The sequence below is a fragment of the Streptomyces sp. DSM 120436 genome (genome assembly GCF_055778765.1).
This window is the reverse complement of record NZ_JBSKBS010000001.1, coordinates 4,139,811-4,153,146: the sequence shown is the minus strand read 5'-3', so window position 1 is coordinate 4,153,146 and position 13,336 is coordinate 4,139,811. Positions and strand designations below refer to the sequence as shown.

The 13,336-nt window shown below is 71.7% G+C and carries 13 protein-coding genes and 1 riboswitch; of the genes, 7 read left to right on the top strand and 6 right to left on the bottom strand.

Features of this window, described 5'->3' with window-relative positions; translation table 11 throughout:
- Positions 1 to 249: 249 nt before the first annotated feature.
- Positions 250 to 921: a GntR family transcriptional regulator gene (locus tag ACWH4W_RS18415; protein WP_473076811.1), complete on the bottom strand. Its 672-nt coding sequence runs from the start codon at positions 919 to 921 to the stop codon at positions 250 to 252.
- A gap of 279 nt (positions 922 to 1,200) precedes the next feature.
- On the opposite strand from ACWH4W_RS18415, the gene ACWH4W_RS18410 reads away from it, so the two are divergent.
- The 6 genes from ACWH4W_RS18410 to ACWH4W_RS18385 all read left to right on the top strand — a co-directional run bounded on the left by ACWH4W_RS18410 (position 1,201) and on the right by ACWH4W_RS18385 (position 7,591).
- On the top strand, positions 1,201 to 2,388 hold the full coding sequence (locus tag ACWH4W_RS18410) for a 4-oxalomesaconate tautomerase (protein WP_473076810.1): 1,188 nt from the start codon (positions 1,201 to 1,203) through the stop codon (positions 2,386 to 2,388).
- Positions 2,385 to 3,410 (top strand): amidohydrolase family protein, encoded by a 1,026-nt coding sequence (locus ACWH4W_RS18405; RefSeq protein ID WP_473076809.1) that lies wholly within the window; start codon positions 2,385 to 2,387, stop codon positions 3,408 to 3,410. The genes ACWH4W_RS18410 and ACWH4W_RS18405 overlap by 4 nt, the downstream gene beginning before the upstream one ends.
- A gap of 54 nt (positions 3,411 to 3,464) precedes the next feature.
- On the top strand, positions 3,465 to 4,148 hold the full coding sequence (ligK, locus tag ACWH4W_RS18400) for a 4-carboxy-4-hydroxy-2-oxoadipate aldolase/oxaloacetate decarboxylase (protein ID WP_473076808.1): 684 nt from the start codon (positions 3,465 to 3,467) through the stop codon (positions 4,146 to 4,148).
- A 15-nt stretch (positions 4,149 to 4,163) separates the two neighbouring features.
- Complete coding sequence (locus tag ACWH4W_RS18395) at positions 4,164 to 5,087, top strand: amidohydrolase family protein (protein WP_473076807.1); 924 nt, start codon at positions 4,164 to 4,166, stop codon at positions 5,085 to 5,087.
- Positions 5,088 to 5,141: 54 nt separating this feature from the next.
- Positions 5,142 to 6,527 carry an MFS transporter gene (locus ACWH4W_RS18390; protein WP_473076806.1) on the top strand — a complete coding sequence of 462 codons (1,386 nt, stop codon included), beginning with the start codon at positions 5,142 to 5,144 and terminating at the stop codon, positions 6,525 to 6,527.
- A 455-nt stretch (positions 6,528 to 6,982) separates the two neighbouring features.
- Positions 6,983 to 7,591, top strand: coding sequence for a hypothetical protein (locus ACWH4W_RS18385; RefSeq protein ID WP_473076805.1), 609 nt, complete (start codon positions 6,983 to 6,985; stop codon positions 7,589 to 7,591).
- A 156-nt stretch (positions 7,592 to 7,747) separates the two neighbouring features.
- Here ACWH4W_RS18385 and ACWH4W_RS18380 read toward each other — a convergent pair whose 3' ends face one another.
- The 3 genes from ACWH4W_RS18380 to ACWH4W_RS18370 form a co-directional block, all read right to left on the bottom strand.
- Complete coding sequence (locus tag ACWH4W_RS18380; RefSeq protein ID WP_473076804.1) at positions 7,748 to 8,941, bottom strand: MBL fold metallo-hydrolase; 1,194 nt, start codon at positions 8,939 to 8,941, stop codon at positions 7,748 to 7,750.
- Positions 8,942 to 9,063: 122 nt separating this feature from the next.
- Entirely contained in the window at positions 9,064 to 9,849 is a 786-nt protein-coding gene (locus ACWH4W_RS18375) for an SGNH/GDSL hydrolase family protein (protein ID WP_290009576.1), read from the bottom strand.
- 225 nt (positions 9,850 to 10,074) lie between these two features.
- Positions 10,075 to 11,019: a M23 family metallopeptidase gene (locus tag ACWH4W_RS18370; RefSeq protein ID WP_473076803.1), complete on the bottom strand. Its 945-nt coding sequence runs from the start codon at positions 11,017 to 11,019 to the stop codon at positions 10,075 to 10,077.
- Between the two features lie 4 nt (positions 11,020 to 11,023).
- Positions 11,024 to 11,188: riboswitch (cyclic di-AMP (ydaO/yuaA leader) on the bottom strand.
- 544 nt (positions 11,189 to 11,732) lie between these two features.
- Between ACWH4W_RS18370 and ACWH4W_RS18365 the strand changes: the two genes are divergently transcribed.
- The gene (locus ACWH4W_RS18365) at positions 11,733 to 12,530 is read left to right on the top strand and encodes a tyrosine-protein phosphatase (protein ID WP_473076802.1); all 798 of its coding nucleotides are present in this window, start codon (positions 11,733 to 11,735) and stop codon (positions 12,528 to 12,530) included.
- 27 nt (positions 12,531 to 12,557) lie between these two features.
- Here ACWH4W_RS18365 and ACWH4W_RS18360 read toward each other — a convergent pair whose 3' ends face one another.
- Together ACWH4W_RS18360 and ACWH4W_RS18355 are read right to left on the bottom strand one after the other, a co-directional pair.
- A complete protein-coding gene (locus ACWH4W_RS18360) occupies positions 12,558 to 12,686 on the bottom strand; it encodes a DUF6126 family protein (protein WP_473076801.1) in 129 nt (42 codons plus the stop codon).
- On the bottom strand, positions 12,683 to 13,306 hold the full coding sequence (locus tag ACWH4W_RS18355; protein ID WP_473076800.1) for a helix-turn-helix domain-containing protein: 624 nt from the start codon (positions 13,304 to 13,306) through the stop codon (positions 12,683 to 12,685). Before ACWH4W_RS18355 ends, ACWH4W_RS18360 begins: the two co-directional genes overlap by 4 nt.
- Between the last annotated feature and the right edge of the window lie 30 nt (positions 13,307 to 13,336).

Here is a 13,336-nt window from a genome sequence, read left to right as displayed (position 1 = left end):
CTCTGGTATGAGGTGTCGTACGACAGACCGATAACCGTTCGACCGGATGCGACAGGGACGATCGCGGAGCAGTCAACGCTGGTCAGAAGCGGTCAGGGGAGCATGCAGGGCACGGAAGCGTGAAAGGGAGCGCGGATCGGACAGGGTGCGCCCCCAGGACATCAGCGGTCACGGGGACGGCCCGAAGGCGGACCGCCCCCTTCGGCCAAAACATCACCCTGAGTAGCGAAAGGCGGGAGCGGGCGCCCCTCAGACGCGGGGCGCGGGCGTCTGCGCGGCCGACGCCCGCAGTTGTTCGATCACGTCGTCCAGGTGCGCCGCCACCGCCCGCGCCGCCGCGTCCGGGTCGGCGCCGGCCACCGCGTCGATGATCGCCAGGTGCTGCGGCAGGGACTGCACGGGGCGCCCCGGGCGCAGGGCGAGCCGGAACTGGAAGCGGACCATCGGCCCGTTCAGCCGCTCGAGCTGCCGACGGGCGACCTCCTGCCCGCTGGCCTCGATGACCAGCTCGTGCAGCCGCTGGTTGAGGGCGGAGTACGCCTCCCAGGCGCCGTCCGCGACGGCCTGCCGCATGTCGGCGCCGATCCGCCGCAGCTCCGCGCGCTGCTCCTCGCTCGCCCGGCCGGCCGCCTTCCGCGCGCACAGCTGCTCCAGCGCCGACCGGCACTCGGTGATCTGCACGGCCTCGGCGACGGACACCGCGCGGATGCGGGCGCCGCGGCGGGGGACGATCTCGACGAGGTCCTCGGCCGCGAGGTCCTGCAGCGCCTCACGGACGGCGCCGCGCGTGGTCCCGTAGGCCTCGGCGAGGTCGAGCTCGACGAGCCGCTGGCCGGGCACCAGGTCCCCGGAGCGCAGGGCCTGCCGGATGGTGTTCGCCACGTACTCGCGGCCGGCGGCACCCGTCAGCTTGTCCGTCACTCCGTCGACCTCTTCCCTCGTCCTCCGCCGCCCGTCCCCGACGGCTCTCGCTGGGAGAACCCTAATGCGCGGTACGGGGACGACCCCACCCGGACCGGCTCAGGTTAACGATTTCTTCGGAACATCTTGTCAACAATCTCGTTGATGATTTAGCTTCCTCGCATATTCGCACCGATCACCGCGTCGCGTCCCGTCGCGCCGCATCCGTCCGTCGCGGCACGCTCGTCCGCCGCGTCACACCCGTCCGCCGCCTCACACCCGTCCACCGAAGGAGCGACCATGTCCGCCGTCGCAGCCGTCCGGGCCCCCGAGGTCGCCCGCCGCGGCTCCCAGACCGCGATCCCGTGCCTGTTCATGCGGGGAGGCACCTCGCGCGGACCCTTCTTCGACGCGCGACTGCTGCCCGCCGCCCCCGGCCCGCGGGACGCCGTCCTGCTGGCGGCGATGGGCTCGCCCGACCCGCGGCAGATCGACGGCGTCGGCGGCGCGCACCCTCTCACCAGCAAGATCGGCCTGGTGCGACCGGGCACCGAGCCCGGTGTCGACGTGGAGTGGACCTTCGCCCAGGTGCAGCCCGACGGGGACACCGTCGACACGTCGGCCAACTGCGGCAACATGCTCGCCGCCGTGCTGCCCTTCGCCGTCGAGACCGGCATGGTCGTGCCCACCGGCGACCGCACGACGGCCCGGGTGCTGACCCGCAACACCGGCATGGTCGCCGAGATCACCGTCGCCACCCCGGCCGACGCCACGGGGGCACGCCACGTCGCCTACGACGGCGCCGCGCGCATCGACGGCGTCCCCGGCACCGCCGCCCCGGTCGAGATCGGCTTCCTGGACACCGCCGGTTCCGTCGCGGGGGCCCTCCTGCCCACCGGGCGCGCACGGGACACCGTGCAGGTGCCGGGGGTCGGCGCCGTGGACGTCACGCTGATCGACAACGGCCAGCCGCTGGTGATCGTCGAGGCCGCCCGGCTGGGCGCGACCGGCTACGAGTCCCCGGCCGGGATCGACGCCGACGAGGCGCTCAAGGCCCGTGTGGAGGCGCTGCGCCTGGTGTGCGGGGAGGTGATGGGCCTGGGTGACGTCAGCGGGCGGAACCACCCGAAGATGACCCTGGTCGCACCGCCCCGGCACGGCGGCACCCTCAGCACCCGCAGCCTCATCCCCCGGGTCTGCCACCAGTCCATCGGCGTGCTGGCCGCCGTCACCGCGGCCACCGCCTGCGTCATCGAGGGCACCGTCGCCCGGGACGTGGCGGCCGGGGTCTCCGGCACGGAGCCCACCGTCTCCGTGGAGCACCCCTCCGGCGAGTTCAGCGTCACCCTGGGCCTCGACCCCGCCGACCCGCAGCGGGTGGCCCGCTCCGCGCTGCTGCGCACCGCCCGCCTGCTCATGGCCGGCGACCTGCTCGTCCCCCGTTCCGTCTGGGACCCCGCTCCCACCCGTCAGGAGAAGCACTCGTGATCATCGACATCCACGGTCACTACACCACCGCCCCGGCCCCGCTCGGGCAGTGGCGTGACGCGCAGGTGGCCGCGCTCACCGACCCGCTGCGGGCACCCGCCCCGGAGGGGCCGGTGATCACCGACGACGAGATCCGCGAGACGATCGAGGCCAACCAGCTCCGGCTGATGGACGAGCGCGGCATCGACGTCACCGTCTTCTCCCCGCGCGCCTCGTTCATGGCGCACCACATCGGCGGCTTCGCCACGTCCGCCGCCTGGGCGCGCATCTGCAACGACCTGTGCCACCGCGTGTCCGAGCTGTACCCGGACCGCTTCGTCCCCGGCGCGATGCTGCCGCAGTCCCCCGGCGTGGACCCGGCGACCGTGGTCCCGGAGATCGAGCGGGCGGTGCTGGAGCTGGGCGCGGTCACCGTCAACCTCAACCCGGATCCGAGCGGCGGCCACTGGACCGCTCCCCCGCTGACCGACCGGTCCTGGTACCCGGTGTGGGAGAAGCTCGTCGAGCTGGACGTGCCGGCCATGGTGCACGTCTCCACCAGCTGCAACCCGGCCTTCCACACCACCGGGGCGCACTACCTCAACGCCGACACCACCGCGTTCATGCAGCTGCTCTCCGGCGACCTGTTCGCCGACTTCCCGGACCTGCGGCTGGTGATCCCGCACGGCGGCGGCGCCGTGCCGTACCACTGGGGCCGCTTCCGGGGGCTGGCGCAGGCGCTCGGCCGTCCCGAGCCGGAGGAGTCGCTGCTGCGCAACGTGTTCTTCGACACCTGTGTCTACCACCAGCCCGGCATCGACCTGCTGCTCGAGGTGATGCCCGTGGAGAATGTCCTCTTCGCCTCCGAGATGGTCGGCGCGGTGCGCGGCATCGACCCGCGCACCGGCCACCACTTCGACGACACCCGCCGCTACGTCGAGAAGGCGGGCCTGCCCCCCGAGGACCTGGCCGCCGTCGAGGAGCACAACGCCCGGCGGGTCTACCCCCGCCTCGACGCCCGTCTGACCGCCCAGGGCCGCTGACCCCGCCCGTCCCCCGCGGGGCCGGAAGCCCCCGAAAGCAAGGAGCAACGCACCATGCACCAGCTCGGAGTCGTCCACCGGACCGTCGACCGCGCCGACCCGGCCGCGGTCGAGGCCCTGTCACGGTTCGGGGTCGCGACCGTGCACGAGGCGATGGGCCGCCTCGGCCTGATGCGCCCCTACATACGGCCGGTGTACGAGGGCGCGCGGCTGTGCGGGACCGCGGTCACCGTGCTGCTGCAGCCCGGCGACAACTGGATGCTGCACGTCGCCGCCGAGCAGGTGCGCGAGGGCGACGTCGTGGTCGCCGGCTGTACGACCGAGAGCGAGGACGGCTTCTTCGGGGAGCTGCTCGCCACGTCGCTGCGCGCCCGTGGCGCCCGGGGCCTGGTGATCGACGGCGGCTGCCGCGACGTGGACGACCTGCGCGGGATGGACTTCCCCGTCTTCTCCCGGGCGGTCAGCGCCAAGGGCACCGTCAAGGCCACCCTGGGGTCGGTCAACGTCCCCGTCGTCGTGGCGAACGCCCTGGTCAACCCGGGTGACGTGATCGTCGCCGACGCCGACGGCGTGGTGGTCGTCCCGGCCGCCCGGGCCGCCGAGGTCGCCGAGGCGTCCGCACGGCGCGAGGCGGCCGAGGAGGGCAAGCGGGAGCGGTTCCGGGCCGGCGAGCTGGGCCTGGACATGTACGGCATGCGCGAACCGCTGGCCGAGCTCGGCCTCACCTACGTCGACTGAGATCCGAGGAGCACGATGACCGACCACGACACCGCGGTCACCCCCGGCTGGCTCGACTGGTACCGCGGGCCGAGCAAGCCCTCGTTCGTCCTGCCGCCGGGATCGGTGGACGCCCACTGCCACGTCTTCGGCCCCGCCGCCGAGTTCCCCTTCGCCCCGGAGCGGAAGTACACCCCGGTCGACGCCTCCAAGCACGACCTGTTCGCGCTGCGCGACCACCTGGGCGTGGACCGCAACGTGATCGTGCAGGCCACCTGCCACGGCGCGGACAACAGCGCCCTGGTGGACGCCCTGCGCACGGCCGGCGGACGCGCCCGCGGCGTGGCGACGGTCCGCCCGGACGTCACCGACGCGGAGCTGCGCCGGCTGCACGACGCCGGAGTGCGCGGGGTGCGCTTCAACTTCGTCCGGCGCCTGGTGGACGCGGCGCCGCGCGAGGCGCTGGAGGCGGTGGCCCGCCGGGTGGCGCCACTGGGCTGGCACGTCGTCCTGTACTTCGAGGCGGCGGACCTGCCGGACCTGGAGTCCTTCTTCGCCTCCCTGCCGGTGCCGCTGGTCATCGACCACATGGGCCGCCCGGACGTCACCCGCAGCCCGGACGGGCCGGAGTTCGCGCGCTTCCTGCGGTTCGTGGCGGCGAACGACGTGTGGGTGAAGGTGTCCTGCCCCGAGCGGCTCACGGTCTGCGGACCGCCCGCGCTCGACGGGGAGCGGCACGCCTACCGGGACGTGGTGCCGTTCGCGCGCAAGGTCGTCGAGGAGTTCACCGACCGGGTGCTGTGGGGCACCGACTGGCCGCACCCGAACCTGAAGGACCACATGCCCGACGACGGTCTGCTGGTCGACCACATCCCGCGCATCGCGACCACCCCCGAGCGCCGGCGGGCGCTGCTCGTCGACAACCCCCTGCGTCTGTACTGGCCCGAAGAGGCCCGCTGACGTCGTCACCCCCCGGCCCGGTGAGACGGGTCCTCCCCTTCCCTGGAGCGTGCAGTGCAGCACATCCGCACCACCAACGCGGCGAACCGGATCGACCGGCTGCCGATCACGAAGTTCCACAAGCGGACCATCCTCGCGGTGGCGTTCGCCTACTTCTTCGAGTTCGCGGACATCAACACCTTCGCCATCACGGCGCCGGTGGTACGCGAGCAGTGGGGCGCCGACGTCGACACCGTCGCCTACGTCACCTCCCTGTCCTTCGTGGGCATGTTCATCGGCGCCGTCGTGGCCGGCGGGCTGGCCGACCGGCTGGGGCGCAAACGCACCCTGACCCTGACCACCCTGTGGTTCACGGTGTGGTCGTTCGCCTGCGTGTTCGCCTGGGACATCTGGTCCCTCGGCGCGTTCCGCGTGCTGACCTCGGCGGGTCTGTCCGCGATGACCGTCGTCGCCGTCGTCTACATCAGCGAGCTGTTCCCCAGCGCCAAGCGCGGCAAGTTCCAGGCGTACGCCATCGTCATCGGCATCTGCGGCACGCCCGTCACCAACCTGATCGCCTCCGCGGTGGTGCCGATGTCCGACTGGTCCTGGCGGCTGGTCTACCTCTGGGGGTCGCTGGGGGCGCTGTTCCTGTTCTTCGTGCGGCGGCTCGAGGAGTCCCCGCAGTGGCTGGAGACGCGCGGCCGGCACGAGGAGGCGGAGGCGGTGCTGGCCCGCATCGAAGCCGGTGCGACGGCCGAGCACGGCCCGCTGCCCGAGCCGCAGCAGCCGAAGCCCAAGGGGCCGGCGGTCAAGCCGGGCCTGACCATGCTGAAGGACAAGAAGTTCCTGTACCCGACGATTCTGCTGTCGGTCCTGTGGATCACCCAGACCATCGGTTTCTTCGGCTACTCCAGCTGGGCGCCGACCCTGCTGGCCGCCGAGGGCGTCAGCGTCGAGGACTCGATCTTCTACGTCGCGCTGACGACCGTGGGCGCGCCGCTCGGCTCCTTCCTCGCGGCGATGGTCACCGACCGTTTCGAACGCAAGTGGTGCCTGGTGGTGTTCGGCCTGGTCATCGCCGGTTCAGGCCTGCTCTACGGGCTGACCTTCACCCCGGTGCTGATCGTCGTCTTCGGCTTCCTGGTCAACCTGTTCGAGCGCGGTTACACGGCCCTGGCGTACGCGTACGCCCCCGAGCTGTACGGCACCGAGGGCCGCTCGCTGGGCACGAGCATCGCCTACGGTCTGGGGCGGCTGTCGAACGCGGTGGGGCCGCTGATGATCGCCGGTGTCTACAACGGCATCGGCTACCAGGCGGTCTTCATGGTCATCGCGGGCACCTGGACGCTGGGTGCGGTGGTCCTGGCGGTGTTCGGACCCGCCACCCGGCGCCGCCGCCTCGCGGCGGAGGCAGCGGCGGCGGGGACCGGCCCGAAGCCGGTCACGGCCACTCCCTGAGCGCGGGTGGGGCGAGCGACGGGCGGGCCGGAGGGAGATCTCCGGCCCGCCCGTCGCTCGTGTCGTGCCCGCCGGGCCAGCGGTCACCCGCGAGCAGGAACTGGGCGTGCGCCGGGCCGCCCGGCTGGTTTCCGCTGCGCTCTTCGAGGTGCACGACGAATGGATCGTCTCACCTCGCCGCCCCCGAAGGCGATGTGGGCGGTATCTACCGGAAACCCTCTTTTGGTTCCTCCGTGCCACCCAACGCACCGGAATGCAATCCCCAGTTGATCACCCACACCATGACGAGGGATACTGCCCGGCGGATGCGTGTTCCCGACCGAGTGGCACTCGCTCCAATATCCCCCTGCGCAGGCCGTCAGAGGCCATGTACCCAACAATCACTGGGCAGTTGACCTCAGGGTTTCGTGATAGCGTCCTCGCCCGAAGGGGCAGTGCAACCTGAAAGGGAAATCGTGAACACGGAGAAGATCGCCGCTCGCCGCCTCTCACTGGAAGAGGTGACGAAGCTCGGCGTGAAGGACAAGATCTTCGTTTCCGCCGACACCGCAGCGCTCAAACTTCCCGACTGCTATGTCCCTGCTTTTCTGACCAAGCCCGGCGAGAATTTCGAGGGCGGCTCGATCACGGCGAGAACCGTGTTCCAGGAAGAGGTCACCTGTCTTCCCGACGACGAGAACGAAGCCGGAATCTACTTGGCCGACGAGAACGGCTCGGCGACCATCGAGGTCCTCCAGTCCGCCGGTGTCGTGCTGGACCTGGCTCTTTTCGTCCCCGGTGGGGACAAGGGGTCCCTCACGGCCCTTTACGCTGCCGTCCGGCAGGCGTTCGGCGCCGACGTCGTGCAGATCTGGCGCCAGGGCCTCAAGGAGGTCCCCGACGTGAAGGTCGACATCTACGAGGAGCAGATCCCCCGGGGACGCAAGGGGAGCGACAACCCCAAGCGCGACCGTCGGGCGATCGACACCTACCCCACCCGCGCGGACTTCATCGAGTTCTCCACGGGGTGGAAGCCGGTCGTCGAAATTCACAAGCCGGTCGTCGACGACACCCCGACCATCTGAGGCGGTGTCACCTCTCGGCCTGGGAGAACACCGAGAACGCACGCACCGGACCCGGCCGGCCCCTGAGTGATCCGTTCCGGGTTGTGTGGTTGCCCTTCGCCAGGGGCACGGCCCTGGCGAAGGGCAACCACCGGCCCGCCTCGTCCCCGGCCGACGTCACCGCTCACCGGCGAGGCCGAGACGCCCTTCGCTCGTCCCGGCCACACCCTCAGCGATCCGGGAACGCCGCCACGGACGGGCGATCGGACCGGACACCGCCCGCCACCACGCCTCCACCGGCAGCCTCCCCGCCGGTTCGAACGGCTCTCCCGGCCGGGGGAACGCCACCGCCTGGCCGGCCTCCTCGGCGGCGTCCTTCATCCACTCCCCCGGCTCCGCCCACGGATGCGGCGCCAGGTTGAACGTCCCCCAGTGGATCGGCAGCAGCACGCCGCCCGGCTCCCCGCCCTGGAGGTCGAGGTGCGCGCGCACGCCCTCCTCGGGCGTCATGTGGATGTCCGGCCAGAACTCGGAATAGGCGCCGACCTGGATCATCGTCGCGTCGAACGGGCCGTGGGCCGCGCCGATGTCGCGGAAGCCGTCGAAGTAGCCGGTGTCGCCGCTGTGGTAAATGCGGTGCCGCTCACCGGCGACCGTCCAGGAGGCCCACAGGGTGTGCTGGGTGTTGCGCAGGCCCCGCCCGCAGAAGTGCCGGGCCGGGGTCGCGGTCAGGGTGAGCCCGCCGACCCGCGTCGACTCCTGCCAGTCCAGCTCGCGCAGCCGCTCCGCGGGGACGCCCCAGCGCTCCAGGTGCGCGCCCACCCCGAGCGGCACGGCGAACACGGTGTCCGTGCCGGCCAGCTCTCTGATCGTCGGCATGTCCAGGTGGTCGTAGTGGTCGTGGGAGATCACCACGACGTCCACCGGGCCGAGCGCGGACAGCGGCAGCGGAACGGGGTGCAGCCGCTTCGGTCCGGCGAAGGGGAAGGGCGAGCAGCGCTCTGCCCACACGGGGTCGAACAGCACCCGCTGCCCGTCGATCTCCGCGAGCACACCGGAGTGCCCCGTCCACGTCAGGCGCAGCCCGGTCGCGGGCGGGCGGGCCAGGTCGGCGAGGGTGGTGGGATGCACCGGGATCCCGGCCCGCGGGGCGCGGCGGGAGCGGGCGTCCTTGTCCAGGTACAGCCTGGCCATGTCCCGGCCCGACCCGGAGGGGCGCACACGGGCCGGGCCGCCCGGGTTCCGGAACACGCCGTTCGCGAAGTGCGGGGACCTGCGGATCCGCGCCAGGCGCTCACCTGTCGGCTCCGCACCGAAGGCCGGCGGCCGCAGGGCGCTCAGCCCCGGCCCGGGGGCGGAAGAAGCGGCCACGGTACCTCCACAGGGAATCGATCGGAGATTCCATTATGTGCGGCGGCTCCGACAGCGGGTGCGGGTTGTGGAAGAGCCCGCAGGGGCGGGTCCGGGCCAGGGCTCCGGACCCGCCCCTGTCGTCATGCGACCGCCGCGATCCACGAGCGGATGTCGTCCGGGGACAGCGGCCCCTTCGCCGTGACGTGGTCGCCGGAGGACTCGCCGCGCAGACGGCGGCCGATCCACGGCACCAGGTACTCGCGGGCCCAGTGGACGTCGTCCCGGCGGATCTCCAGGGTGCCGCGCGGCGGGAGCGGCGGCCACGGCTGCTCCGGGTCGGCGGGCACCTTCAGGCCGAGGGACATGCCCGCGCGCAGCGCGACGCGGGTGTGCCCCTCGGGCGAGAGGTGCAGCCGGTCGGCGTCCCAGGCTCTGCGGTCCTGCACGCTGCGCAGCGACCACAGGTCGAGCACCGGGCAGCCGTACCGGTCGGCGACGGCCCGCACGTGCCCGTTGTACGTGGCGATCTTGCCGCGCAGGTGCTTGAGCAGCGGGACGCCACGGGTGTCGAACCCGGTGGTCACCAGGACCGTGCCGGCCGCCGCGGCGAGCCGGGCGACGGCCTTCTCGAAGCGCTCGGCGACCTCGTCCGGGTCGGTGCCCGGACGCAGGATGTCGTTGCCGCCCGCGCAGAACGAGACCAGGTCGGGGGCGAGTTCGACGGCCCGCGGGACCTGGTCGGCCACGATCTGGTCCAGCAGCTTGCCGCGCACCGCGAGATTGACGTACTGGAAGTCGCCCTCGGGCCTGCGGTCGGCGAGCAGGACGGCGAGCCGGTCGGCCCAGCCGACGAACGCCCCGTCGGGGCCGGGGTCGCCGACGCCCTCGGTGAAGCTGTCCCCCACCGCCACGTACGACCCGATCACTGTTGCCTTGTCACTCTTCGAATCGTCTGCCACAGCCGCACATGATTCACCTTCCGATGTGACCTACGCGACCGTAGGGAGGGGTTGACGGGCGGTGAGATAAGCCACTCCCGGGTTTGACCGAGCCCGGAACAGGTACGGGCCGGGCCCGGACACGCCGAAGGCCGGCCCCGTGGATCGGGGGCCGGCCTTCGGCGCGCGTGTCAGGAAGGGTGCCGCGAGGGGTCAGATGGAGACGCCCTTGGAACGGAGGTACGAGATCGGGTCCACGTCCGAGCCGTAGTCCGGGCCGGTGCGGATCTCGAAGTGCAGGTGCGGGCCGGTCACGTTGCCGGTCGCACCGGAGAGACCGACCTGCTGGCCGGCGCTCACCGTCTGGCCCGTCGAGACGGACAGCGAGGACAGGTGGGCGTACTGGGCGTAGTAGCCGTCGTTCAGCTTGATGACGACCTGGTTGCCGTACGCGCCGCCCCAGCCGGCGGAGACGACGGTGCCGGCGCCGACGGCCTTCAGGGAGGTGCCGGTCGGGATGCTGAAGTCGACACCGGTGTGGTAGCCGCTGGACCACATGCTGCCGGCCACCTTGTAGGCGGTGCCGACGCCGCCGCCGGGCACCGGCGAGCTGTAGCCGGAGGTGGTCTGGGTGGAGGCGCCGTCGGAGGCGGACTCCTCGGACGACTTCTGCGCGGGCTGCTGAGCGGGCTTCTCGGCAGGCTGCTCGGCGGGCTGCTCGGCCTTGGGAGCGGCGGACTTCGGCGCCTGCGGCGAAGTGGACTGCCGGGGCGTGCTCTTGGCGGCGGCCTTGCCGTCGACGGAGAGCTTCAGACCCGGGTGGATGAGCGACGGGTCGTCACCCACGGCCTCGCGGTTGTCCGCGTAGAGCTGCTTCCAGCCGCCGTCGACGTGCTCCGCCTCGGCGATCTTGGCGAGGTAGTCGCCGGCCTTCACGGTGTACGTGCGGGCCTCGTCGCCCTTGTCGGCCTTGGCCTGCTGGCCGGTGACGGACAGCGACTGGACCGACTTCTCGGGGGCCGACTGCGGCGTCGCGGCGTGCGCGCCGGTGGCGCCGAGGAACGGCAGGGCGAGCGCGGCGCCACCGGTTCCGGCGACGGCGATGGAGCGGGTGAAACGCTGAGCCTTGGTACGGCGGTGCTTACCCTTCGCGGGCATGACGAATTCCTCTCCGGCGCCTACGAGGTGAGCTGTCGGGTGCGGACTGGAGATGTCCGGCCGCGTTGCCGCGCGGCTTAACCCCAAGCCTGTTTCCGGGGTCCGGAACAGGCAGTGGTACCTGTGGGTCCCCCGCTCCTGCCGTACGTCGGGTCAGTGTGTGCGGGCTCCGGGCGGCGGCAGGATTAGGCGTCCGTCCGGATCGGTTGGGAACGTAAGCGACCCCGACGGGGCGAAACAAGCGCGGGTTCCCGCGAACCCGCTTTTTACGTGATCGAAAGGGGAAAAAGACGTCACCGTGCGTTGATGTCGGAAGCGGCACACGGGCGAATTCCCTTGCCAGGGAGGGGAATTACGTGGACATGGCGACAGCGCACGGTCACCGGTATGACGATGCTCACGCACCCCATCCTCAATTCCCGCTCCATCGGAGCAAGTTACCCCTAACCGGCCTAATCGGACAGAACGCCTCAATCACCCGAAGTCCGACGCCGCAGCCGACACGATGGCAGCCTCCGGTCTCCCGTGACACCAACCCGTCACACGCCTCACAAAATCGAATAAAAAGCGACGTTTCTCAGCACGTCACCAGCCGACCGGGGGCCCGCTCAGTCACCCTGTGGACAACTCATTGCCCCAGGCAGGTATGTCGTATCGTCGAGTGGTGCCCGTCGACGAGCCGCGGCGACGGCGCCGAGTGGGAGGAGCCGTCCGTGACGCAGGAGATCCCGTCGACCGAGCCCCAGCTGACCGGGGTGCGCAACTTCCGCGACGTGGGCGGGCTGCCCACGGTGGACGGCCGGCGGGTGCGGCACGGTGTGCTGTTCCGCAGCGGTCACCTCGCCCACGCCACCGCGGAGGACGCCGTCTTCCTCTCCTCGCTCGGCCTGCACACCGTGTTCGACTTCCGCAACGCGGCCGACCAGAAGCTGGAGGGGCCGGACGTGGAGCTGCCGGGCGTGCGCAACGTCAACCTGCCGCTGAGCGACCCGGCCGACGGCGCGGAGTTCTGGAAGATGGTGCGCGACGGCGACCTGGACCAGCTCCGCGCGATCCTCGCCGACGGCCAGGGCGCCGACCGGATGATCACCTCGTACCGCATGATCGTCAAGGAGCGCACCGCCGAGCACTCCCAGGTGCTGCGCGCGCTCGCCGAGGACAGCGTCCCCGCGCTGATGCACTGCGCGGCCGGCAAGGACCGCGCCGGTCTCTCCGTGGCGGTCACCCTGCTCGCCGTGGGCGTGGAGCGCGACGCGATCGTCGAGGACTACCTGAAGTCCAACGCCAAGCACCGCCGCTACAAGGTGCGCCGCAGCGGCAGCTCCCCCGACGCCTACTCCCCCGAGGTCATGGAGCTGCTCAGCCCGCTGTTCGACGCGCGCGAGGAGTATCTGGCGGCGGCCTTCGAGACCGTCGAGGAGACCTGGGGCGGCGTGGACGCCTACCTGGAGCAGGGGCTCGGTCTCACGCCGGCCCTCCGGGAGCGGCTGCGCGAGCGCCTGCTCGACTGACGCCGGCTCCCGTCGCCCGGCCGGCCGCTACTTCTTCGGCGCGATCTCGAAGAGGAAGTAGATGAAGGCCGCGAAGACGTGCCCGACCACGACGTAGACGAACAGACGGACCCACAGGGCCCGGGGGAACTTCTCCTCCATGTCCTTGCCGCTCACGGTGTCTCTCCAGGGGTCGGGCCCAGGCACAGGGCGGCCGTGGGACTCTGCAGCAGGGTGTGGACGAACAGCAGCTCGACACCGTCGGCGTCCTGCGCGGCGATGCGGTGCGGGGTGAGCGAGTCGAAGTGGGCGCTGTCGCCCGGGGACAGCCGGTGCAGGGTGTCCCCGAGGCGCAGCAGCAGCCGCCCCTTGAGGACGTACAGCCACTCCTCGCCGGGGTGGACCCGCACGATGTCGCCCTGGGAGCCGTGCGGCACATGGACCCGCAGGGCCTGCATGCCGCGTCCGGCGGCGCCGGCCTGCCAGTACGACCAGCCGCCCGCCTCCGTGGGCTCCATGTCGGCGGCGCGCACCACGGCGTCCCGGTCGGCGGCCGACTCCCCGAGCAGCTCGGAGACGGTCGTCCCGTAGATCCGCGCCAGGGAGAGCAGCATCGGCAGCGAGGGCTGGCGCTGTCCGGTCTCCAGCCGGGAGAGGTGGGCGGGCGACAGACCCGCCTGCCGGGCGGCGGCCTCCAGCGTCAGGGAGGCCCGACGGCGCAGGGCGCGCAGCTGCGGAGCGACCGCGGGCAGCGCTTCGGCGGCCTCCGCCCGCGGTTCGGTCTCGGAGGAGCTCATGCCCCCATTGAGCACCAGAACTTACCCCTG

Excerpts from the sequence above, each read along its gene's own strand:
- ACWH4W_RS18410 (WP_473076810.1), top strand. The coding sequence starts at position 1,201 with ATGTCCGCCGTCGCAGCCGTCCGGGCCCCCGAGGTCGCCCGCCGCGGC.
- ligK (WP_473076808.1), top strand. The coding sequence starts at position 3,465 with ATGCACCAGCTCGGAGTCGTCCACCGGACCGTCGACCGCGCCGACCCG.
- ACWH4W_RS18395 (WP_473076807.1), top strand. The coding sequence starts at position 4,164 with ATGACCGACCACGACACCGCGGTCACCCCCGGCTGGCTCGACTGGTAC.
- ACWH4W_RS18370 (WP_473076803.1), bottom strand. The coding sequence starts at position 11,019 with ATGCCCGCGAAGGGTAAGCACCGCCGTACCAAGGCTCAGCGTTTCACC.
- ACWH4W_RS18355 (WP_473076800.1), bottom strand. The coding sequence starts at position 13,306 with ATGAGCTCCTCCGAGACCGAACCGCGGGCGGAGGCCGCCGAAGCGCTG.